Raw genomic sequence first — 20,555 nt, forward strand, 5'->3', positions numbered from 1 at the left:
GTCGTCCGACGCCCACGTTCGTACCGTTCGGTGGCACAGACTGACGCATTACCGACTCGCTCGGTCGGCGGGCGCAAAATGGTGGCGTTTCCCGTTCCCGAACCGGACGCGTTCTCTCAGTTGCTCGAAGATACCCGATTCCCGATGCCCGATTCCTGATGCCCGCCGTCTCCGGCCTCCACGATCGCCGCACTGACGGCTCGAGTGCCCGCAGAGACCGAGGTTCAGCGGCTGTAACCGCCGCCGTTCGCCGCAACCGCCTCGAGGAACCGGTCGAACGCGCCGCTCTCGGGGTGGACGTGCGCGTACGTCCCGAGGGACGCGTACTCGAGCAGGCCGTCGGCGTCGCCGGTGATCCCCTCGCCGCGTCGCACTTCGAAGGCGAACCGCGCGTCGGTGGCCGCGTCCGCCCGGGAGTAGTGAAACTCGTGGCCGCGGAGGGTTTCGCCGGCTCGGGCAGTGAGTCCGTCGCGTGTGGCCGCCAGTTCGACGTGATCGAGCGCCTGATAGCGCTCACACATCGTCACGTCCGCCGGCAAAATTCCAGCCAGTCGATGGTGTTCGCCGTCGACCGTCGTCAACGACTCCGCCATGACCATCAACCCGCCGCACTCGCCGAACACCGGGACGCCCTCGCTCGCCCGCGCCTCGAGTTCTGCGAGCGTTCCCCCGGCGGACAGGTCGGCGGCGTGGAGTTCCGGATAGCCGCCGGGGAGGTAGACGCCGTCGCAGTCGGGGATCGGGTCGCCCGCTACGGGGGAAAACGTTCGGACGGCAGCGCGTTCGCGCAGCCGCTCGATCGTCGCCGGATATCGAAAACAGAACGCCTGGTCAGACGCAACCGCGATACGGGCATCGCCCCCGGCGGCGGTTTCGGCGACCGACCGCGGTTTCGGGGGTGAGCGAGCGAGCGAAACCAATCGGTCGACATCCAGGTTGGCGGCCGTCCGCAGCGCATCCGCCTCGAGCGGCGCCTCCTCCCCGGTGTGTAACCCGAGGTGACGGTCGGGAATCTCGAGGTCTGGATGCGGCGAGACACGGCCGAAGTACGCCAGGTCTTCCGGGAGTGCGTTCCTGATTCCGTCCTCGTGACGGCCGCCGTGAGCGCGCTGGGCGACGATTCCGGCCACCTCGACGTCGCGGTCGGCGAGCTCGGCGTAGCGGCGAAATCCGAGCGCCGTCGCAGCCACGCTCTCCATCCCGGCAGCCGCGTCGACCACGAGGACGACGGGGAGGTCGAGTGCCTCGGCGAGCCCCGCCGTACTCGAGGCGTCGCCGTCGTACAGCCCCATCATTCCCTCGACGACGCAGACGTCGCCCTCGCCGCGGTGGTAATTTCGTCGCATCCCTTCGACGCCCTCGAGCCACGGGTCGAGCGTTCTCGAGGGGCGACTCGCTACGGCCTCGTGGTGGCTCGGATCGATGAAATCCGGACCCGCTTTCGCAGGTTGGACGTCGTAGCCGGCGTCTTCGAGGGTCCGGATCGTCGCGAGCGTCGCGACGGTCTTGCCGACGCCGGAACTCGTGCCGGCGAGGACGAACCCGTTCACGATCGATCGACCCCGGTCGCGAGGGATTCGGTCGGCCTCGGGTTCGTCGACGTTGCGGGCGGGTGGACGCAGGTCGGCTTCGATTCGGTCATCGAGACTCAGTTCGTTCGCGGTTGGACAGCCCGAAGAAAAAAGGTATCGAGGCGAGCACGCTCGAGCGTCGTTACCGTCAGTTCGAGACCGGCGTCGAGCGCTCCTGACGAACCGGGTCGTCGAGCTCGCGCAACTGCGCGACCGTCGCCAGCCGGAGCGCGTGGGGCCACCCGAGCGGCGTCGCGCTGTCGGGGGTGCCGTCGTCGAAGACCTGTTCGGGCAGGTAGCCCGACTCGAGGCAGAGACTCCCCCCGGGGAACAGTTCCGCGAGGAGGTCGCGGGCGCGCTCGAGGTACGCGTCGTCCTCGAGGAGTCGAGCGAGCGAGACGGCGGCGTTGGCTCCCCAGGCCGTCGAGACGGTCCAGATCTTCTCGTCTGCTTGCGTGCGAGTACGCCAGTCGTCGCCCTCGAAGCGGATCAGCCCGGAGACGGCGTCGGTCTCCCGGGCGAGTCCGTCCAGCGTCGCGTCGACGTGCTGGCGCAGGCGTTCGCGGCGTTCGTCGTCGACCGACTCGAGCGCGTCGTAGGCCGCGTGGGCGTCGACGAGGGCGAACGTGCTCGAGTCCAGCCGAGAGTCGAGGTCGCCGTCGCGGTCCCGGAGGACGTAGATGCCGCGGTCGTCATCCCAGAGTTGATCGAGGCCGTGGTAGACGACTCGCGCTTGCTCGCGGGCGTGTGCTCGCAGTTCCTCGTCGATCGGAGCCCCCGCGACGGCGGCGTAGGCGTGGAGGAAGGTCGCAGCGGTGTGGGTAAATCGGCCGGCCATGTTCTCCCAGGCGTTCTGGCAGGCGACCGGCAGCCCATCCTCGGCGAGGGTGGCGTCGAGACCCGCCAGGCCCCGCTCGATCACGGGCTCGACCTCGCGGGCTCGCTCGTCGCTCGTCTCCGCGTACGTCGCGAGGTACGAGAGGACGCTAGCGGTCTGGTCGGCCTGGTAGTCCACGCCGTCGCCACCGACGTGATCGTTCGCCCAGCCAGGCGCGAGCGAGCCGTCGTCGGGCCAGACCCGATGAGGCCAGGTGCCGTCCTCGAGTTGGGCGTCGACGTAGAAGGTCGCGCTGTGTTCGTGGACGGTCTCGAGGTCCAGGTCGAGGGCGTCCGCGCTCTCGAGGAGGAAGCGGGCGATTTCGGCGTCGTCGCGGAACCAGGTGTAGCCGTAACCCCCGGAGTACTCGTAGTGGGGGTCGAAGTCGGGACCGGCCATGCGACTGCCGCGTTCGCTCGAGAGGACGCCGAGGACGCGGAGGTCGTCGACGACGGCCGCGTGCTCGAGGTCCGCTGTCTCGGTCTCGGTCTCGGTCTCGATCTCGATTCCTGCTCCGGTCCCGGTCCCGGCATCGTCGCTTCCCTCCCGACCCGCGGAAATCGAGGGCGCCGCCGCTCGGATCGATTCGCCGTCGGCGAGCGCAGCGGTTCGTTCGACGAGGTCGTCGACGACGGCCGACGAGTCGGGGGCGCCGGTGAGACGGCTGACGACCGTCGCACTCCCGTCCTCGAACGGCACGAAGCCGAGCACGTACCCGCCGAGTCGGCCGTCCTCGTACTGGCCCGTCTCCTCGCCGCGGGGGAAATCCACGGGTCCGTCGTCGAGAACGTCCGCCAGTCGTTCGGGAAGCTGACCGCCGACCGTCTCGAAGCGGGGTTCGCTCGTCAGGAAGTCGTGTTCCGCCCGATGGTACACCTCGACGATGCCCGGATCGTCGTAGACGAGTTGCCCGATCCGGTCGTCGCGTCCTCCCGGCGCGAACGAGACGAACGCCGCGAGCGCGTCGGCACTCCCCTCGGTGACCGTGACGTGGGTCACGTGCACCTCATCGAGCGTGAGGTCCAGGCGCTCGAGTTCGAGTTCGATGCCGAGGTCCTCGCCCGCGAAGGTCGTCTGGACCAGCGCCGTGTCGTCGACGTACGACTGGGACGTCGTCTCGAGTTCGTCGAGCCACCGTATCTCGCCGTCGATCCGAACGCCGAATCGAGAGCGGTCAATCCCATAGTAGCCAGTGAGCGGATAGGAAAAGTCTCGGAGCGTTCCATCTCGGCCGACGTGGACGGTTCGGCCGGCCAGTCCAGAGAAACGGCCGCTCGTGGTCCGGCGCTCGCCGGGGAACGCAGTCGGGGACCCCTGGTATCGCTTGTAGTCGTCGAGCGCGGCGCGTAGCGTCATTAACTCTGACCACGAACGGGGGGTACAAAAGTATGTTGTAAAATTAGTTCACAGTTGTTCACTGCATAGCGGGCGGGAGACCGTCGGAAATCGGCCGGAGACCAAAAGCGTAAGAGCGGGGCCCCAAATGGCGTTGGTATGCGACACCCCGGACCACCTCGCTTCGCGTCCGTTGGCGAATCCGTCGAACTCGCCCCCCGCGATCCCGATCCGACGGCCACCTACCGGTGGCGCGTCCTCGAAAAACCGGACGAAAGCGACCTCACGGCCCCCGATACGCCGGTCTGGCACGTCGAACCCGACGTGGCCGGAACCTACCGATTCGAGTGCGCGGGACCCGATGGCACCGCGGTCCAGCGCGTCAGGGTGTTCCCCGACGTTCGCCGCGAGACGACCTTCGAACTCGAGCGCGACGACCTCCCCGAGCACGACCCGGCGAACGTGTCGGTCATCGGGCCGTTCAACGAGCACCTTGCCGGCCGCGACCGGCCCAGGCTCGAGGCCGGCACCTACATCTTTGACGTCGAACTACCGCCGGGCGAGCACCGCCACGGGTTCGTCCACGGCGAGGGGAGCGAACACGACGTCTGGACCGAGACGACGGTTCCGGGCCCCGTCCGCCCGCGGATTCGCCTCGACGGCCGTGTCGAGGACGAGGCGGTCGTGATCGGCGCCGACGCGACCGCCGGACTCGACAGCGAGTTCGCGGACGACGAACTGGCCGTCGAGTTCCTGATCGACGACCGGGACGGGCTGGACGACGGCGTGCTCGAAGTCGACGGACACGAGGCCCGCCTCCCGCTCCGGGCCCTCGAGTCTGTGGACGACCCCGTTCGCGTCCACGCCGTTGCCGTCGGCGAACGCCACAGCGTCGCGGACTGCGTCGCCGTCTCGCCGGACGGGTCGGTCGACCGCGTGAACGACCCCCCAGCGTGGATTCGCGACGCCGTCGTCTACGAGGTGTTCGTCCGCTCGTTCACCGACGAGGGGACGTTCGAGTCGTTCGAACGTCGCGTTCCCTACCTCGAGTCCCTCGGAGTAGATTGCGTCTGGCTCACGCCAGTCCTGGAGAGCCCGACGACCCACGGCTACCACACGACGGACTACTTCGACACGGCTTCGGATATAGGCTCTCGAGACGCGTTCGAGTCGTTCGTCGACCGCTGTCACGAGGCGGGCATCCGCGTCGTCTTCGACCTCGTTATCAACCACACCGCCCGCGAGCACGCGAACTTCGACCTGAGCGCCGCCGGGGTCGACGACTACGCCGACTGGTACGTCTGGGAGCCGTTCGCGGAGAACCACCTCACCGAGCGCGACCTCGAGAAGGGACGAGACGAGTACGGCCCACCACGACGGTACCTCCCCAACCGGGGCACCGAGGTCGCCCAGTACTACTTCAACTGGCGGAACATCCCGAACGTCAACTACGACTCCCTTGCGGTTCGACGATTCATGCTCGAGGTCGTCGACGAGTGGGCGGACGTCGTCGACGGCTACCGGTGTGACGTCGCCTGGGGCGTCCCTCACGGCTTCTGGAAGGAAGTCCACGACCGGCTCGAGAGCCGCGACCCCGAGTTCCTCCTGCTCGACGAGACGATTCCGCGCGACCCCGCCTACGCCGAGGCCGAGTTCGACGTTCACTACGACACCACCCTCTACTGGACGCTGGTCGACGTCGGCTCCGGTGAAGCGCCCGCCGAGTCGATTCTCGAGGCCGCTCGAGCGCCGGAACGGGAGGGGTTTCCCGACTGGTCGCTCCACATGCGTTACATCGAGAACCACGACGAAGATCGCTACCTCGAGACCTGCGGCCCACACGCCCAGCGCGCGGCCGCCGCGGCGGTGCTCACGCTCCCTGGCGTCCCCATGATCTACTACGGCCAGGAGCGAGGCGCGACCGGCTACCGGCAACCGATGCCCTGGGAGGGCGACGGCGAGTCCACCGTGTTCCACCGACGACTCGTGGCCGCCCGTCGGTCCGAACCAGCGCTCTCCCGTGGGACGCTCCGAAACCTCGCGTACGACGCCGATACTGACGCGGCCGTCGCGTTCGCTCGAGACCACGAGGACCAGCGCGTCGTGGTTGTCCTGAATTTCGGCGAGAAACCCGCGACGATCACGTTCGACGCGACGGTCACGGTCGACCCAACGGACCTCGTCACCGGGAACTCCGTCGACTGCGAGACCGACGGGAGCGAGACGGCGATCACCGTGGACGATGTGGTCGTCCTCGAGACGAGGTGAGACGCGGGCCGATCCTCAGTCCCTCACCTCTCCCACCCTCGTTCGCTCTACCGCCGAGCAGAACACTCATTGTACCCGACTAACCAACAGTCAGTATGGACGACGAGACGGTCGCGGACAACCTCCGGCAGCTGGGCCTGTCGGAGAAGGAAATCGACACGTATCTCACTATTCTCGAGCACGGGGAGGCGAAGGCGAGCACGGTAGCGGAGGACGCCGGCGTCTCGAAGCGCTACGTCTACAGCGTCAGCGAGAAACTCGACGAGCGAGGCTTCGTCGACGTCATCGACCACGTCGTGCCGACGACCATCCGGGCGAACCCGCCGGAGGAGGTCGTCGCGGCGCTCACGAGCGACCTCGAGTCGCTCGAACCCGAACTCACCACCCGGTACGGGAACGTCTCCGAACAGGAACGGGAGTTCGAAGTCATCAAGACCCGAACGACGATCATGAAGCGGATCAAAGGGTTGCTCGAGCGCGCCACCGAGGAGGTGACGCTCTCGATTCCCGCCTCGCTGCTCGAGGAAGTCGAGGACGAACTGCGGAGCACGGTCGACCGCGGCGTGCTAGTCATCCTGCTCGTGACTGGCGACGACACCCTCCCCGCCGAGCGCTTCGAAGGCATCGCGAGCGTCGTCAGGGTCTGGGGAGAGAACGCGCCGCTCATCGTGACCGCCGAGCGCCGCCTCGGCCTGTTCGCCCCGAACGAGATGATCGTCCGTTCGAACGCCGGAGCGCAGGGGATCGCCATCTCGCAGGCCCAACTCGTACCGATCATCGTCGGCTCCTTCTTCGGTAACTACTGGCCGATGGCCCAGCAGGTGTACGTCACGGACCCGGATGACCTCCCGCGGACCTACACCGACTTCCGCCACGCCGTCTTGCAATCGACGCTCCACCTCGAGGCCGGGCGCGAGATCGTCGTCAGGGCCGAGGCCCGTCCCGTTCGGACGGACGAGTACGCCACCGTCGAAGGGCGACTCGTCGGGGTCAGACAGAGCCTCCTCGAACCGACGCGGGACACGTTCGCGGTCGAGAACGCGCTGATCGTCGAGATCGAGGCCGCCGATGGAGCGGGAGACGACGAGGGTGAAGACGAGAGCGAGGGCGAGGACGGCGACAGCCACACCGTCACCCTCGGGGGCGAGGGCGCGTTCGTCGAGGACTACGAGACGAAGTCGGTGACCCTCGAGCCGGTGTCGTAAGGGTCGAGATCACTCCTCGAGCACGTTTTGCGACGCGCGCTCGTCGACGTCGACCAGCAGCGCGAAGACGGTGCCGAGGATCGTCCCGAACAGGAGGTGCCCGACGAGGCCGCTGGTCGCGAGTGCGGGGAACTGCGTGGTTTCGCCGGCACCGACGGCACTCAGCCAGACGGGGAGGATGAGCATCGGGAGGACGGCCCACACGGCGAATCCGAAGACGAGTCCGGCAGCGACGAGGCGACCCGTCGGGCCGGTTCGAGCGATTGCGTCCGTCTCGACGTCCGCCCGGAGCAGACCCAGGACGGCCTGGCGAGTAACGACGAACGCGAATATCAGCCCCAGTACTGCCCCGTGTGCGAGCTGAATCGCCCAGCCGATCGTGCCCGCCGCCTCGAGGCCGTACGCCGCCGGAATCGTCGCCTCGATGACGTCGGGGTTGAGGAGCCAGACGAGTAGGCCGAACGCGGCGGCGCCGACGGCGCCGCCAATCGCGCCACCGATGGGCCAGCCGATGTGCCCGCCGATGCCGAACCCGCTGGTCGTGTCAGTGTTCGCACTCATGTCGTATGCTAGCACGGAAGGCGACAAAAGCGAACGGCTGGCGACCGCCCGGTCGTTGAAGTCGGGGTCTACTCCGCGGTCGTGGCCGCTCACGACCTCCCGTCGATTCCCGGTCTGGAAGAGACGACACTCGAGCGAAGCGTTCGATTCACCGAACACGCGGGTTTTTCCGCGAGGCGCGCGAACTGCACGCAATGCCCGAGGAACCGCAGGTCGCCCTCGAACTGCTCGGCTGGCCGCCCAACGGGCCCACGCTCAGGCTTCACCACGAGCGGTTCAGCTACGCGGGCAAGTTCGTGATGTCGTCGACCGGGAAAGCGGTCGCGCGCGCTCGAGCGGACGACGACGAGTACGAGCCCGAAGCCGTCGACGCAGGAATCGAGTCGGCCGATCTCGACTCGAGTGAACGCGCCGAGCTCCCCTACGCGACCGACGTCCTCGCCGCCGTCGCGTTCAACGAGGATCGGACCGACGCCTCGACGCTCTGGCTGCGGTACGTCACCGTCGACCGCGCCCACCGAGGCCGGGGGCTTGGCCCGAAACTCGTCGCCTTCGTCCGCGACGCGGCGCTCGAGCGCGGTTACGATCGACTACAGATCGCCGTCAACAATCCCTACGCGTACGACGCCCTCTGGAAGGCCGACTTCGGGTTCACCGGCGAGACCACCGGCATCGCCGAACTCGTCCTCGAGCATCCGACGCGAGCGACCACGGAGACGTATCGCCGGGGCCTCGAGCGCTTCCTGGAACGCGACCTCTCCGCGGGCGAACGCGCGTTCGTAGAGCACCGACTCGAGGAGGGGCCGCCCTCGCGAATCGATTCGCCGTAGCGTGGGTGGTCGAGAGGGGATCCGCCCCTGTCGGAGACAGACGACGAAAACGAAACCCAGGAGGGAACGTTTCAAATCCCTCTCCTTCCAAGAACACCCAATGGGAAACGCAGCACTCCGGGACATCGCCGTCATCGAGTCGATTCCGTTCTCGGACGTCGAGGGCGTCGTCGCCGTCGACGCCCACAACTGGCTCTACCGGTACCTGACGACGACCGTCAAGTGGACCGCCAGCGGGAAGTACACGACCGCCGACGGCACCGAAGTCGCGAACCTGATCGGCATCGTCCAGGGACTGCCGAAGTTCTTCGAACACGACATCGTCCCCGTGATGGTCTTCGACGGCGGCCCCTCGGAGCTGAAAGCCGACGAGATCGAATCCCGGCGCGACCAGCGCGAAACCTACGAGGCCCAACTCGAGCGCGCCCGCGAGGAGGGTGACACGGTCGCCATCGCCCAACTCGAGTCCCGAACCCAGCGGCTGACGCCAACGATTCAGGAGACCAGTCGCGAACTGCTCCGGTTGCTCGACGTGCCCATCGTCGAGGCGCCCGCGGAGGGCGAGGCGCAGGCGGCGCACATGGCCCGCCGCGGGGACGCCGACTACGTCGGCTCGGAGGACTACGATGCGCTCCTCTTCGGGGCTCCCTACACGCTTCGACAGTTGACGAGCAAAGGGGACCCCGAACTGATGGACCTCGAGGCGACCCTCGCGAAACACGACCTGACCCAGGAACAACTCATCGACGCGGCCATCCTGATCGGGACGGACTTCAACGAGGGCGTGAACGGTATCGGCCCCAAGACGGCCCTGAAAGAGATCGCCGAACACGGCGACCTCTGGAGTGTTCTCGAGGCCCGCGGCGACCACGTCGAGTACGGCGACCGGGTTCGACAGCTCTTCCGGGACCCTGACGTCACCGACGACTACGAGTTCGAGACGAGCCTGGACCCGGACCTCGAGGCAGCCCGCGCCTACGTGGTCGACGAGTGGGACGTCGACGCCGGAGAGGTCGAACGCGGTTTCGAGCGGATCGAGGAGAGCGTCACGCAAACCGGATTGGACAAGTGGACGTAGTCATCTGGGCGGCGTAATCGCGCTTTTCTGCCGGTAATCCCGGATTGGCATCTCGGCGATTTCTGCCCGACAGATAAAGTACGGCATGCGCCTGCCGGGTGAGCGTTGACGTGTAGCCGTCTTGTGGCCTCAGATGGGGTACGAGACCGATGACTCGAGACCGCACTGCCGATCGATCCGAAACACGTGCTCGTGACGAGCGACCACCCGCGGAGCGCCGCGACGAGAGCGCTGCGGGGGCCTGGGCCGCCTCGACGGCACTGCAGACGGCGGTCGCCGTCGTCGGCCTGACGATCGTGCTGTTCGCGCTCGGGCAAGCGTTCGGTGTCGATCTCCTCGGTGTCATCGCTGGCGCACTCGGAACGCAGGTCGGCATGTGGCTGGCCATCGCGTTCGTCGTCCTCCTGTTCACGGGAGCGGCGCTCCGAGCAGTGTCGTTCAGCGCTATCCGAGCGTGATCGATCAGACGACCCCATTTTGTTGAGATGCCGCGATAGCGGTGCGTACCCGTAACAGGTCGTAGTCTGGCTCGAGAAGACGAGTGGCGACGCTGACGGCCTCGAGCATTTGTGGAATCGATGAATACGCGTGTTTTCGTTACAAAGACGAACGGCCGGGAGCGAGGGGTCGCCGATTCGGCGACTTCTCGCGACTCGGGGAAGGGCAGGCGATTCACCGACGCTCACCGTGAGCGAACGCAGTGAGCGAGCGGGCCGACGACCGATGTGACGAAGCGCAGAGCGCTTCGGAACGGAGGGAGGAGTGCTTTTGGTCCAGCTTTTATCGAGGACCGCTTCGCTGTGCGGCGAAGCCGTCAGCGAAGCAGTCCGCAGAATAAAAGGTGGGTTAGAACAGGTGGTCGTCTTCCTCCTCGAGCAGCCGCGCGGGGCCGCCGACGCCCCAGGTGGTGGTCGAGACGCCGGTCTCGGCGATGGCCTCCTCGACGGTCTCAGCGTGTTCCTCGGTCGTGTTGACGTAGACGCTCGCGCCGGTATCGGTCGAGAAGTACGCCGGGATGTCCTCCTCCTCGCGGAGTTCGCGTACTTTGTTGAAGATGGCGAGGGTAGCCGGCTGCCAGTAGACCCACCCCTCGGGGCCGGTCATCGTCGTCGCCGCAAGGCTGAGCGAGTCGTGTTCGGCCAGTTCGAACGCCCGGTCGAAGTCGTCGTTGCGGAGCGCGTCGCGCATCTTCGCAATCTGACCGTGGATGTGGGCGTTGCGCGCCTGGAACATGTGGCTGTCGGCGGCCTCGTCGTGGGCGTCCTCGGTCTCCTTGTGGTAGGGAACGAGCCCGACGACGATCTTCAACTCCTCGTGCAGGTTGCTCGGCACGCGCCGGGAGCGGCAGTCCTCGTCGTTCATCCCGGTGTAGAGCTGGGAGAACGCCCCCGTCACCGACCGGGCGGCCGAGGCCGATCCCACGCGGGCGATGGTCGAGATGTCCTGGAGGGAGGCGTCGAGCTCGGCGGCCTCCGCGAGGGCGCGGGCCGCGGCCGCGAAGCCCGACGACGACGAACCGAGGCCGACGTTGGAGGGGAAACTGTTCTCACTCTCGATGCGAACCGGGTAGACGGTGTGGGCCGCGTCCGACATGTCGCGGGCCTTGTCGACGACGGCCTCGAGGCGCTCGAAGCCCCGCCCCTCGAGTTCCTCGCCGTCGACGACGTAGACGTCCTCGTCGTGGTCCATCGAGAACTCGACGGTGGTGCGGGTGTGACTCGGGGCGGTGCAGACGCTGATGCTGTCGTGATACGGGAGTCGCTCGATGTCGTCGCGCATCCCGTGGTACTTGATCAGGCCCTGGATCGGGTGGGCCATCGCCGTCGCTTTCATACCCCCACAGGTGTGTGACGACCGCTTAAAGGTCACGGCATCCGCGTGGTCGCCGAGTGCGCCCGTCCGTAGCCGTTCCGACAGCCGCCGATCCGCTCACTGGAAGGCGTGCTACTCGCTCACTGAAACGCGTGCTGTAACGACTGGCGCCACTCCTCGGCCTCGTCCGCGGTCGCCTCGAGTTCGTCGACCCGTCCCTCGAGGTCGTCGACATCGGTCTCGAGCGCGCACCGCAGGTCGTCGATCCGCTCGCCGGTCGTCTCCTCGAGCGTTCCGATGCCGGACTCGAGGGAGTCGAGGTCGTCCGCGACGGCCGCCCGTACTTCGGTGATCGAATCGTCGACGGATTCCTCGAGGTCGCTCACGTCCGTTTCGAGTTCCTCGACGTCCTCGGTCAGCGAGGCGTCCACCGACTCGAGTTCCGCGAAGAGGTCCTCGCGCAGCGACGCCAGCCGGTCGTCGACGTGCCGTTCGACGGCGTCGATGCGCTCCTCGAGTTCGTCTGCTCGCTCGTCGATCCGGACCTCCAGGTCGTCTGCTCGCTCGTTCATTTGATCCTCGAGTTCGTCCGCTCGCCCGTCGATCCGCGCCTCGAGCACTGTGCGGTCGGCCTCCAGCTGCTCCGCCATCGAATCGAGTCGGTCGACCAGATCCTCCTGATGTGTGTCGAGGTTCTGGACGGTCTCGAACTGGGCCTCGAGGTCGTCGGCGAGGGTGTCGGTAGTCGCCCCGATCTCGGCGACGGAATCCTCGAGCGAGTCCCGCGCGGCCTCGAAGTCGCCACGGAGTTCCGCCGTCTCCGTCCCGACGTACTTGAGTCGGGAGTCGAGGCGCTCGAGCGTCTCCTCGAGGTCGTCGACACGCCCCTCGAGTGCTTCGTCCGATATTTCGAGGTCACCGACGTTGGACTCGAGCGCCTCGAGGTCCGCACGGGCCGACTCGAGCCCGTCCTGGACCGATTCGAGGACGTCCTCGGCGGTCCCGTTTTCGTCGAAGAACTCGCGCATGGCGTCGGTGTAGGCCTCGAGTTCGGTCAGCGACGACTCGACGTGCTCGAGGCGGACCTCGTTGCTCGTGCTGGTATCGATGTTCAGGGCGCGTCGGAGCGCGTCACGCCTGGCCCCGCCCTCGTCCGTGCTGAGCTGGGCGAGCAGGGCGTCGAGCAAGTCGTCGCCGAATCTGTCGTACGGTTCGTCCGCATCTGAAATCGTGAGTGGTTCGTTGGCTTCGGTCATGACCTGAGTTCCCTGTCTGTCGCTGTCGTCGTCAGGTGGCAACTGACCCGCCCACCTGGTGGACTCCCCCCGGAGCCTTTTCGAGAGACTCGAAGTGGAAGATGATAAGAGTGTCCCTCAATTTGCATTTCTGCAACTCCCGCCGCGGAACCGAACGCCTGAAATGGCCGCTCTCGAAACCCACAGGCGATGGGAACCCCTCTCGAGACCCGCCAGGAGCAGGCCACCGAGGTGGTCGACCGCCTCGAACGCGAGTACCCCGACTCGACCATCTCGCTTCGGTACTCGAACCGCCTCGAGTTGCTGATCGCGGTGATCCTCTCGGCGCAGTGTACCGACGAGCGCGTCAACCAGGAGACGGAGGACCTCTTCGCGACCTACGAGACGCCCGAAGACTACGCGAACGCGCCCCAGGAGGAACTCGCCGAGGCACTGAACTCGATCACGTACTACAACAACAAGGCCAAATACATCCGCACGGCCTGCGAGAAAATCGTCGACGATCACGACGGCGAGGTCCCCGACACCATGGCCGACCTCACGGATCTCCCCGGCGTCGGTCGGAAGACGGCGAACGTCGTCCTCCAGCACGGGCACGACGTGGTCGAGGGGATCGTCGTCGACACGCACGTTCAGCGACTCTCGCGACGACTCGGCCTGACCGAGGAGGCGTACCCCGAGCAAATCGAGCGCGAGCTCATGGAACTCGTTCCCGACGGGTACTGGCAGCAGTTCACCCACCTCTGCATCGATCACGGGCGCGCGGTGTGTTCGGCCCGGTCGCCCGACTGCGAGGCGTGCGTCCTCGCCGACATCTGTCCGTCGGAGAAGAGTGACAGCGAAATCGACCTGGCGTCCGGCGAGCCGTGGTGACTCGGTCGGAAGCTCCCTTATAAAGAGACCTGAGTTAGCGCGTGATCCAGGAGACGTACCACAGCAGCGCGCCACCCGCCAGCCCGCCGATGAGGGTCGCGAGGGCGACGACCGGAAGCGACGCGCCGCCCTGAAACGCCATCGTGGCTCCCGAGAGCGCAACGAGCACCAAAAATCCGAGTTTGAGGCGGCGACCACCCGACACGTCGCCGGTTTGGCGAGGACGTCGGCGCGGGCCGCTCATGGTCGCACCCGGGTAGCCAATCGGCGAGTTCCGCACTCGTGGCCGTACTCGCGCTCGACCTCGAGACCACAACTGCGCTCGACGAAACGGACGCCACTCATACACTACCGCTGGCGCTCGAGGGGCAAAATCGCGTCGGGATCAGTGTCGGTCGTCGATCGAATCACTCGAGTCGTCGCGTCTCGGATGACTCGAGTCGTCGCGTCTCGGATCACTCCGGCGGAACGTACGTCACACCCGAGGGTTCGTCGTCGTCCGGAGCCTCGACGACGATCGTCGAGGAGAGCCTGTTGAACAGGCGTACGTATTCGCCCTCCATGGCGATCCAGCCGATCAGCGCGTCGAGCGGGAGCAAGAACGCCTTCCCGAAGCTCTCGAGCGCCGCCGTGGGATAGTCGATCGGGTCGCCGCGCTCGTCGGTAACCGCGATGTTCATCACGAGTTTGCCGGCTGACTGACCGTTGTACCCCTCGAGGGCGGTCCAGTAGAGCCAGATCCCGAGACCGTTGACGCCGAGAAACGAGGGCGAAAACGACAGACCACCGGTGACGAGCGAGAGCGTCCCAATTGCTTCGCCCAGACCGGAGAGGGCCGCACCCACGATGAGCACGTCGATCAGCCACGCCCAGAAGCGATCCTCCCAGGATGCGAGGTGGATCGTCTTCTCCGTCGACGTATCGGATTCCATGACTCGAGTGTCGAATCGACGGGAGTTAGCCCTACCGTTGTATTCGACTCTCTGTCGACGGTTTCGGTGACCCGTCAGGGCGGGTCGGTGCCGGGTTTGGACGAGTGAGATGGAACACGGTGTGAACTCGAGTGTGACTCTCAGCCCCACTGTCGCTGTGCCTCGAGTGTCGAAACCGCTGGTCCGACCGAGAACGCCAAAACGAAGATCGCGAACGCCGAGCGATCAGTAACTGCGAACCTTCGGCTCGTAGGTCTCGTCCGCACCCTCGAGGATCGTGGGCCGGTACCAGATCGATGGCTTGCCACCGTTCCAGGAGATCAGCGTGTGCTTGAGCCAGTTCTCGTCGTCGCGGACCTGGTTCTCGAGGCGCCAGTGGGCGCCGCGGAACTCGTTACGCACGAGCGCGCCCAGCGCGATCGTCTCGGCGACGTCGATCAGGTTGCGCGTCTCGTAGGTCATCTGCAGATCCGTGTTGAACGTCCGCGAGGGGTCCTCCACGTAGACATCCTGGTACATTTCCCGACACTCCTTGATCGCCTTCAGGGCGCGTTTGAGCCCCTCCTCTTCGCGGAAAACGTTCACGTCCCGAGTCATCGCCTTCTGCAGCTTCGCGCGGATGTCGGCGTGTTTGACGCCGTCGTCGCGTCCCATCAGGTGCGCGACGCGGTCGCGTTCGGCCTCGACAGCGCGCTCGAGGAGACCGTCGGCGTCGGTCACCTGACCGGAGCCGTCGGCGGCGACGTCCTCGTTCTCGCTGGTACCGGCGGGCTCGAGCCCCGCCTCGCCGGGCGTCACGGGGAGGTCGGCGTCGGTCTCGTCCTCGACGTCGTCGGCGTACCCCGTCTGGATCTCAGCTTCCCCGAGGTCTGCGCCGGCGGCGTGAGCGCCCGCGCGCTTGCCGAAGACGATGAGTTCGGGCAGCGCGTTCCCGCCTAAGCGGTTCGCGCCGTGGACGGAGACGCAGGCGCACTCTCCAGCAGCATAGAGACCGTCGATGCACGTCTGGCCGTTCTCGTCGGTCTCGATGCCGCCCATCTCGTAGTGCTGACCGGGCTTGACCGGCATCGGCTCGACGAGGCCGTCGACGCCCTCGAAGTCCTCTGCGAGGTGCAGAATATTCTCGAGGCGGTCGAGAATGCGCTCCTCGCCGAGGTGACGCATGTCGAGGTGAACGTACTCGTCGTTGACGCCACGGCCCTCGTTGACCTCGGTCAACTCGGCGCGGGAGACGACGTCGCGGCTCGCGAGTTCGCCGGCGTTGTTCGCGTAGCCGTGTTCGAACATGAACCGCTCGCCGTCTTCGTTGTACAGGATACCGCCCTCGCCGCGGACACCCTCGGAGATGAGGACGCCCGTGCTCGGGAGCGTCGTCGGGTGGAACTGGACGAACTCCATGTCCTCGAGCGGGACGCCCGCGCGGTAGGCGATCGCCTGGCCGTCGCCGGTACAGGAGACGGCGTTGGTGGTGTGATCGAACGCCTGACCGGGGCCGCCGGTCGCGAGGACGACGCCCTGGCGGGCCTTGAAGCCCTGAATCTCGCCGGACTGGACGTCGTAGGCGACGACGCCGTGACAGGTTCGGTCGTTCGGATCGGGTTCGTCGCTGACGGCGAGGTTCATCACGAACCACTCGTCGTAGACCTGGATGCCGCGCTTGACGACCTGCTCGTACATCGTGTGGAGCAGGTGGTGGCCGGTCTCGGCGCCCGCGTAGGTCGTTCGCGGGAACGAGAGGCCGCCGAACGGCCGCTGGGAGACCGTGCCGTCGTCCTCGCGGGAGAAGGGCATCCCCCAGTGCTCGAGTTTAATCGTGTCCTCGGGGGCGTCTTTGGCGAGCGTTTCGATGGCGGGGGCGTCGCCCAGGTAGTCCGACCCCTTCATGGTGTCGTAGGCGTGGAGTTCCCAGTCGTCGCCCTCCCGGAGGGCGGCGTTGATGCCGCCCTCGGCGGCTCCGGTGTGACTGCGAACCGGGTGGAGTTTCGTGACCATGGCCACGTCCGCTCCCGCCTCGTGCGCTGCGACCGCCGCTCGGAGGCCGGCACCGCCGGCGCCGACTACGATGACGTCGTGTTCGTACATATTTCAGTTACCAGAACTTTAGGTTCTTCTTGACCGCTTCACGCTTGAGCTCCTGAATGTGCTCGGTGAGCGGGATGTCCTTTGGGCACACCTCCGTACAGGAAAACTGGGTCTGACAGCGCCAGACGCCGTGTTCCTGCTCGAGGATGCGCAGTCGGTGCTCCTTGATCTCCTCGTCCTCGCGATCGTCCATCGCGAACTTGTAGGCCTTGTTGATGGCCGCGGGGCCGAGATACTGGTTGTCCCCGGCGGCGATGTTACACGAGGACATACACGCTGCACACCAGATACACCGGCTGGACATCTTGATCTTCTCGCGGTTCTCGCGAGTCTGGCGTTGTTCCTCGAGGTCGCCCTCGGGCAGGTCCTCCTGCTGGAAGTACGGCTCGACGGCGTGCATCTGCTCGTAGAAGTGCTCCATCTCGACGACCAGGTCCTTCACGACCTCCTGGTGGGGGAGGGGTTCGACGCGAACCGGCTGCTCGAGCGCCGAGATTTGCGTCTTACACCCGAGACGCTGACGCCCGTTGACGAAGAAGGCGTCGGAGCCACAGACCGCCTGACGACAGGAGTGGCGGAACGTGAGCGAGGAGTCGAACTCGTCGCGCGCGTAGATGAGCGCGTCGAGGACGGTCATCCCCTTCGTGAAGGGGACGTGAAAGTCGTCGAAGCGCGGTTCCTGCTTGGCCTCGACTTCGGGGTCGTACCGGAATACTTTGAGGTGGACGGAATCCTCCTCGAAGTCTTCGGTCTCGGCGGCCCGCTCGCGGTCGACTCGCGCAGAGTCCTTGCGCTGGAGTCGCTGTTGTTGTGGCGAGGTCAGGCCGCTCATCTCCTGGTCGGCCGGTACCTCCTGCGTCTCCGGTTCGTCCGGTTGCTCCTGTTGTTCTTGTTGTTGTGTACTCATGTTACATGAACCCCCGCATGACGAGTGCGACCCAGATACCCTGGGCGATCAGCGCGCCTCCGGCGATCACGAGGATCGCGAGGACGATCCGTTTCGACGTGCCGGTCAGTCCCTGGTTGACCAGCGCGTTGTAGACGCCGTTGACGCCGTGGAACGTGGCCGTGATCAGGAACAGGACCATCGTGAGGAAGTAGCCGATGTCCGACATGCGCTGTTGGGTGCCGGCGAATTCAATCTCCCAGGCGTGGTTGACGAAGTGCAAGAGGAAGAAGTGAAAGGCTAACACGACGATCAGGAACGCCGCCGTGACGCGCTGGAGGAACCATGCAGTCCCGCCCGGCGCGAACGAGGAGTAGCGTTCCGCCATTAGAAGCCCACCTCCGTCATGAACGTCGGGACGCTGGCGACCGTAATTGCACCCGTGAGGAGCAAGGAGAGGTAGAACGTCTTGTCCTGGGCCTCGAGGCCGACGCCCAGGTCGACCATCAGCAGGCGGATCCCGTTGAGGATGTGGAAGACGGCGACCGCCAGCAGGCCGACCTCGAGCAGTCGGACGAGGAACAGTGCTTCGAGTCCCTGGAGGGTGTTGTTGTACGCTTGTTCTCCCGAGATGGCGCTACTCAACACCGCGATGTGGGTAAACAGGTAGCCGATCAGGATCCACCCGGTAAACTTGTGGAAGATCCACGCCCACATCCCGGCCGAGAACTCCTTCCAGCGACCGAAGTCCTCGATGAGGCCGCGATTGTAAGACTGACTCATGCGCTCATCTCGAGGGTTGGACCCTGGGGCTATAGAAGTTACTTTTATCCTGCCGCGTCTGCCGCCGCTCACGGCGGGTCGCCTGGCGCCGTCCGTGCCGTGTCGGTCGAGAGGTCGAATACGTTCGGGTACACCCGAACGGCGGCTACTCGAGGGTCTCTAAGAACGGATCCTGTCGCTCGATTTCGCGCTCGAGGGCGTTCAAGATGGTGTCGTCCAGTTTGACGAGGTGACACAGCGGATTGCCGGGGTAGACCACCGGATTCTCCAGGACACCCACGAGCAGACCCGTAAACGGCGCCTCGACGGTGACGATGACGTCTTCTTCCTTGAACGGGTTGGTGATCGCACAGATAGTCTCCCCTTCCCGGACGAGGTCGCCACTCGAGTGTTTCATGTCGACGATGCCGCCGGCGTCGGCCCGGAGCCAGGTCTTCTCGCCCGCGTCGTCGATGATCACCCGCCAGCCGGGCCAGTGAACCGAGGAGTCGGGGTGGAGACCGAACTCCGCGAGCACGCTCGCGACGCCCGTGAGCGAGCGGTCGATGAGCTGTCGCTGGAAGCGGTGGGCCTCCCCCATCTCGACAGTGATCGTCGGGACGCCGGCGTCGGTCGCCTCCCGGCGGAGGGTACCGGACGGTCCCTGCCCGGCGATGATGACGTTCGAACTGAACGCCTTCGCGAGCCGTTCGACGTCGGCGTCGTCGATATTCGCCCGCACGTGGAGCATGTTCGTTCGGCCGCGGGTCGAGGTGTGAAAGTCGATGCCGAGGTCGCAGGGCTCGATGAAGTTCGTGAAGATCCGGTGAGCCATCCGGCGCGCGCTGGTGCTGTCCTCCCGGCCGGGAAACGACCGGTTCAGGTCCCGGTCGTAGATCGGCAGGTACCGCTCTTGGGCCAGGAAGCCGGGGACGTTCATGACGGGGAGACAGATCAGCGTCCCGTGGAGGTCGGCGTGGTCCCAGTCGTGGGCCACCTCGCGGACGACCTCGATGCCGTTCAGTTCGTCGCCGTGGGCCGCTGCGGACAGGAAGACCGTTGGCCCCGGGTGGGTGCCGTTGATGACCGTCACGGGGATGCGAACCGGGTCGCCGAGGTAGGTCTCGCTGATTCCGTACCGAATGTTCGCCGACTCGCCAGGGTCGACGCGCCCACCGTTGTAGGTGAACACTTCCTCGCCGGGCCCGCCATCGGCCGAACTTGAGTCGGCGCGATCCTCGCTCATAGTCGGCAAAAAGAGGGGGACTGGTAAAACTCATGTGACCTGCTTCCGCTCGCGGCGGTCTCCCGGTGGTCAGCCTTCGGTAAATCACCTTCGCGCGTCTTCCCATCTCGACACCTTCGCGCGCCGTCACTCGAGCAAGAAGTTTTCTGGGAGGGCGTGGTAGCAGCGGGTATGGACCTACGCGAAGCCACGTCCGCGGACAGCGAGAGAATCCGGTCGGTCGCACAGCGCTCACTCGCCGAGTCCTACACCCACTTCCTCGACGACGAGACCATCGACGAGGCCGCCGGGAACTGGTACGGCGACGACCTCGAGGACGCGATCGAACGCGAACACGAGGTGTACGTCGTCGCGGAGGACGACGGCGAGACTGTAGGGTTCTCCCAGAGCGAACTCGTCGGCGAGAACCACAGTGTCGGGCGTATCGAGTGGATCCACGTCGATCCGGACCACCGCGGGAGCGGAATCGGCCCGCGGCTCCTGGCTCGAACGCGCGAGACCCTCCTCGACGCCGGAGCGGAACAGATTCAGGGCGTCGTCCTGGAGGCGAACGAGGTCGGCAACGAGTTCTACGCCACCCACGGGTTCGATCGAGTCGGCTCCCGCGAACTCGAGGTCGGGGACGAGACCCACACCGAGAACGTCTACGTCGAGAGCGACCACGACGACGACGCGTGGCGCGCGCTCGAGACGATCGAGGACGACGGGCAGACGCGCTACGTGAGCTACGGTGAACCGGCGCGCGGATCGAAGGCGCCCTTCTACACGGTGTACGCGAACGAGGGGGCGAGCAAGCGCTACGGCTGGTTCTGTGGCAACTGTGACTCGCTGGACAACGCAATGGACTCGATGGGACGAATCGTCTGTAACAGCTGTGACAACCGGCGGAAGGCGACGCGCTGGGACGCGTCGTACCTCTGATCGAGTCCGCGTTTTCGTTCCCGCTCTGGTTCTGCCCCTCATTCTGACTCTCGCTCTCAC

19 protein-coding genes are annotated in these 20,555 nt (G+C 66.1%); 7 read left to right on the plus strand and 12 right to left on the minus strand.

Features of this window, described 5'->3' with window-relative positions; genetic code table 11:
• Positions 1-224 precede the first annotated feature (224 nt).
• Positions 225-1,550, minus strand: coding sequence for a cobyrinic acid a,c-diamide synthase (locus J1N60_RS18665; RefSeq protein ID WP_312909453.1), 1,326 nt, complete (start codon positions 1,548-1,550; stop codon positions 225-227).
• A gap of 169 nt (positions 1,551-1,719) precedes the next feature.
• Positions 1,720-3,804: a DUF7997 domain-containing protein gene (locus J1N60_RS18670; RefSeq protein WP_312909454.1), complete on the minus strand. Its 2,085-nt coding sequence runs from the start codon at positions 3,802-3,804 to the stop codon at positions 1,720-1,722.
• A gap of 138 nt (positions 3,805-3,942) precedes the next feature.
• Here J1N60_RS18670 and J1N60_RS18675 point away from each other — a divergent pair, with 138 nt between their 5' ends.
• Together J1N60_RS18675 and J1N60_RS18680 are read left to right on the plus strand one after the other, a co-directional pair.
• Positions 3,943-6,051: an alpha-amylase family glycosyl hydrolase gene (locus J1N60_RS18675; protein WP_312909455.1), complete on the plus strand. Its 2,109-nt coding sequence runs from the start codon at positions 3,943-3,945 to the stop codon at positions 6,049-6,051.
• A 95-nt stretch (positions 6,052-6,146) separates the two neighbouring features.
• A complete protein-coding gene (locus tag J1N60_RS18680; protein ID WP_312909456.1) occupies positions 6,147-7,256 on the plus strand; it encodes a TrmB family transcriptional regulator in 1,110 nt (369 codons plus the stop codon).
• A 9-nt stretch (positions 7,257-7,265) separates the two neighbouring features.
• Here J1N60_RS18680 and J1N60_RS18685 read toward each other — a convergent pair whose 3' ends face one another.
• On the minus strand, positions 7,266-7,817 hold the full coding sequence (locus J1N60_RS18685) for a hypothetical protein (protein WP_312909457.1): 552 nt from the start codon (positions 7,815-7,817) through the stop codon (positions 7,266-7,268).
• Positions 7,818-8,011: 194 nt separating this feature from the next.
• Here J1N60_RS18685 and J1N60_RS18690 point away from each other — a divergent pair, with 194 nt between their 5' ends.
• From J1N60_RS18690 to J1N60_RS18700, 3 genes are all read left to right on the plus strand, one after another.
• Positions 8,012-8,647, plus strand: a complete 636-nt coding sequence (locus tag J1N60_RS18690) for a GNAT family N-acetyltransferase (protein WP_312909458.1) — start codon at positions 8,012-8,014, stop codon at positions 8,645-8,647.
• Positions 8,648-8,747: 100 nt separating this feature from the next.
• Positions 8,748-9,725 carry a flap endonuclease-1 gene (fen, locus tag J1N60_RS18695; protein ID WP_312909459.1) on the plus strand — a complete coding sequence of 326 codons (978 nt, stop codon included), beginning with the start codon at positions 8,748-8,750 and terminating at the stop codon, positions 9,723-9,725.
• A gap of 149 nt (positions 9,726-9,874) precedes the next feature.
• Positions 9,875-10,183 carry a hypothetical protein gene (locus J1N60_RS18700; RefSeq protein WP_253429687.1) on the plus strand — a complete coding sequence of 103 codons (309 nt, stop codon included), beginning with the start codon at positions 9,875-9,877 and terminating at the stop codon, positions 10,181-10,183.
• 388 nt (positions 10,184-10,571) lie between these two features.
• On the opposite strand, the gene mvaD is transcribed toward J1N60_RS18700, so the two are convergent.
• Positions 10,572-11,558, minus strand: a complete 987-nt coding sequence (mvaD, locus tag J1N60_RS18705) for a phosphomevalonate decarboxylase MvaD (protein ID WP_312909460.1) — start codon at positions 11,556-11,558, stop codon at positions 10,572-10,574.
• 119 nt (positions 11,559-11,677) lie between these two features.
• The gene (locus J1N60_RS18710; protein WP_312909461.1) at positions 11,678-12,835 is read right to left on the minus strand and encodes a hypothetical protein; all 1,158 of its coding nucleotides are present in this window, start codon (positions 12,833-12,835) and stop codon (positions 11,678-11,680) included.
• Between the two features lie 147 nt (positions 12,836-12,982).
• On the opposite strand from J1N60_RS18710, the gene nth reads away from it, so the two are divergent.
• A complete protein-coding gene (gene nth / locus J1N60_RS18715; RefSeq protein WP_312909462.1) occupies positions 12,983-13,666 on the plus strand; it encodes an endonuclease III in 684 nt (227 codons plus the stop codon).
• A gap of 34 nt (positions 13,667-13,700) precedes the next feature.
• Here the strand turns inward: nth and J1N60_RS18720 are convergent, their stop codons facing one another.
• From J1N60_RS18720 to J1N60_RS18750, 7 genes are all read right to left on the minus strand, one after another.
• Positions 13,701-13,910, minus strand: coding sequence for a hypothetical protein (locus tag J1N60_RS18720; RefSeq protein WP_312909463.1), 210 nt, complete (start codon positions 13,908-13,910; stop codon positions 13,701-13,703).
• Positions 13,911-14,121: 211 nt separating this feature from the next.
• A complete protein-coding gene (locus tag J1N60_RS18725; RefSeq protein ID WP_312909464.1) occupies positions 14,122-14,598 on the minus strand; it encodes an RDD family protein in 477 nt (158 codons plus the stop codon).
• A gap of 225 nt (positions 14,599-14,823) precedes the next feature.
• On the minus strand, positions 14,824-16,680 hold the full coding sequence (locus tag J1N60_RS18730) for an FAD-binding protein (protein ID WP_312909465.1): 1,857 nt from the start codon (positions 16,678-16,680) through the stop codon (positions 14,824-14,826).
• A gap of 7 nt (positions 16,681-16,687) precedes the next feature.
• Complete coding sequence (locus tag J1N60_RS18735; RefSeq protein WP_312909466.1) at positions 16,688-17,587, minus strand: succinate dehydrogenase/fumarate reductase iron-sulfur subunit; 900 nt, start codon at positions 17,585-17,587, stop codon at positions 16,688-16,690.
• Between the two features lies 1 nt (position 17,588).
• Positions 17,589-17,954 carry a succinate dehydrogenase/fumarate reductase transmembrane subunit gene (locus tag J1N60_RS18740; RefSeq protein WP_312909467.1) on the minus strand — a complete coding sequence of 122 codons (366 nt, stop codon included), beginning with the start codon at positions 17,952-17,954 and terminating at the stop codon, positions 17,589-17,591.
• A complete protein-coding gene (sdhC, locus tag J1N60_RS18745) occupies positions 17,954-18,349 on the minus strand; it encodes a succinate dehydrogenase, cytochrome b556 subunit (RefSeq protein ID WP_254158108.1) in 396 nt (131 codons plus the stop codon). Before sdhC ends, J1N60_RS18740 begins: the two co-directional genes overlap by 1 nt.
• Before the next feature lie 145 nt (positions 18,350-18,494).
• On the minus strand, positions 18,495-19,574 hold the full coding sequence (locus tag J1N60_RS18750) for a succinylglutamate desuccinylase/aspartoacylase family protein (protein WP_312909468.1): 1,080 nt from the start codon (positions 19,572-19,574) through the stop codon (positions 18,495-18,497).
• 171 nt (positions 19,575-19,745) lie between these two features.
• On the opposite strand from J1N60_RS18750, the gene J1N60_RS18755 reads away from it, so the two are divergent.
• The gene (locus tag J1N60_RS18755; RefSeq protein WP_312909469.1) at positions 19,746-20,495 is read left to right on the plus strand and encodes a GNAT family N-acetyltransferase; all 750 of its coding nucleotides are present in this window, start codon (positions 19,746-19,748) and stop codon (positions 20,493-20,495) included.
• Positions 20,496-20,555: the final 60 nt, after the last annotated feature.

Origin of the sequence: Natronosalvus caseinilyticus (genome assembly GCF_017357105.1) — an archaeon.
In the GTDB taxonomy this organism is placed as follows: Archaea; Halobacteriota; Halobacteria; order Halobacteriales; family Natrialbaceae; genus Natronosalvus; species Natronosalvus caseinilyticus.

Bases quoted from the DNA above. Each gene is read 5' to 3' on its own strand.
- mvaD (WP_312909460.1), bottom strand. From the start codon at position 11,558: ATGAAAGCGACGGCGATGGCCCACCCGATCCAGGGCCTGATCAAGTAC.
- J1N60_RS18685 (WP_312909457.1), bottom strand. From the start codon at position 7,817: ATGAGTGCGAACACTGACACGACCAGCGGGTTCGGCATCGGCGGGCAC.
- J1N60_RS18670 (WP_312909454.1), bottom strand. From the start codon at position 3,804: ATGACGCTACGCGCCGCGCTCGACGACTACAAGCGATACCAGGGGTCC.
- nth (WP_312909462.1), top strand. From the start codon at position 12,983: ATGGGAACCCCTCTCGAGACCCGCCAGGAGCAGGCCACCGAGGTGGTC.
- J1N60_RS18680 (WP_312909456.1), top strand. From the start codon at position 6,147: ATGGACGACGAGACGGTCGCGGACAACCTCCGGCAGCTGGGCCTGTCG.
- J1N60_RS18720 (WP_312909463.1), bottom strand. From the start codon at position 13,910: ATGAGCGGCCCGCGCCGACGTCCTCGCCAAACCGGCGACGTGTCGGGT.
- J1N60_RS18690 (WP_312909458.1), top strand. From the start codon at position 8,012: ATGCCCGAGGAACCGCAGGTCGCCCTCGAACTGCTCGGCTGGCCGCCC.
- J1N60_RS18755 (WP_312909469.1), top strand. From the start codon at position 19,746: ATGGACCTACGCGAAGCCACGTCCGCGGACAGCGAGAGAATCCGGTCG.
- J1N60_RS18730 (WP_312909465.1), bottom strand. From the start codon at position 16,680: ATGTACGAACACGACGTCATCGTAGTCGGCGCCGGCGGTGCCGGCCTC.
- J1N60_RS18740 (WP_312909467.1), bottom strand. From the start codon at position 17,954: ATGGCGGAACGCTACTCCTCGTTCGCGCCGGGCGGGACTGCATGGTTC.
- J1N60_RS18700 (WP_253429687.1), top strand. From the start codon at position 9,875: ATGACTCGAGACCGCACTGCCGATCGATCCGAAACACGTGCTCGTGAC.
- J1N60_RS18750 (WP_312909468.1), bottom strand. From the start codon at position 19,574: ATGAGCGAGGATCGCGCCGACTCAAGTTCGGCCGATGGCGGGCCCGGC.
- J1N60_RS18725 (WP_312909464.1), bottom strand. From the start codon at position 14,598: ATGGAATCCGATACGTCGACGGAGAAGACGATCCACCTCGCATCCTGG.
- J1N60_RS18735 (WP_312909466.1), bottom strand. From the start codon at position 17,587: ATGAGTACACAACAACAAGAACAACAGGAGCAACCGGACGAACCGGAG.
- J1N60_RS18675 (WP_312909455.1), top strand. From the start codon at position 3,943: ATGCGACACCCCGGACCACCTCGCTTCGCGTCCGTTGGCGAATCCGTC.
- fen (WP_312909459.1), top strand. From the start codon at position 8,748: ATGGGAAACGCAGCACTCCGGGACATCGCCGTCATCGAGTCGATTCCG.
- sdhC (WP_254158108.1), bottom strand. From the start codon at position 18,349: ATGAGTCAGTCTTACAATCGCGGCCTCATCGAGGACTTCGGTCGCTGG.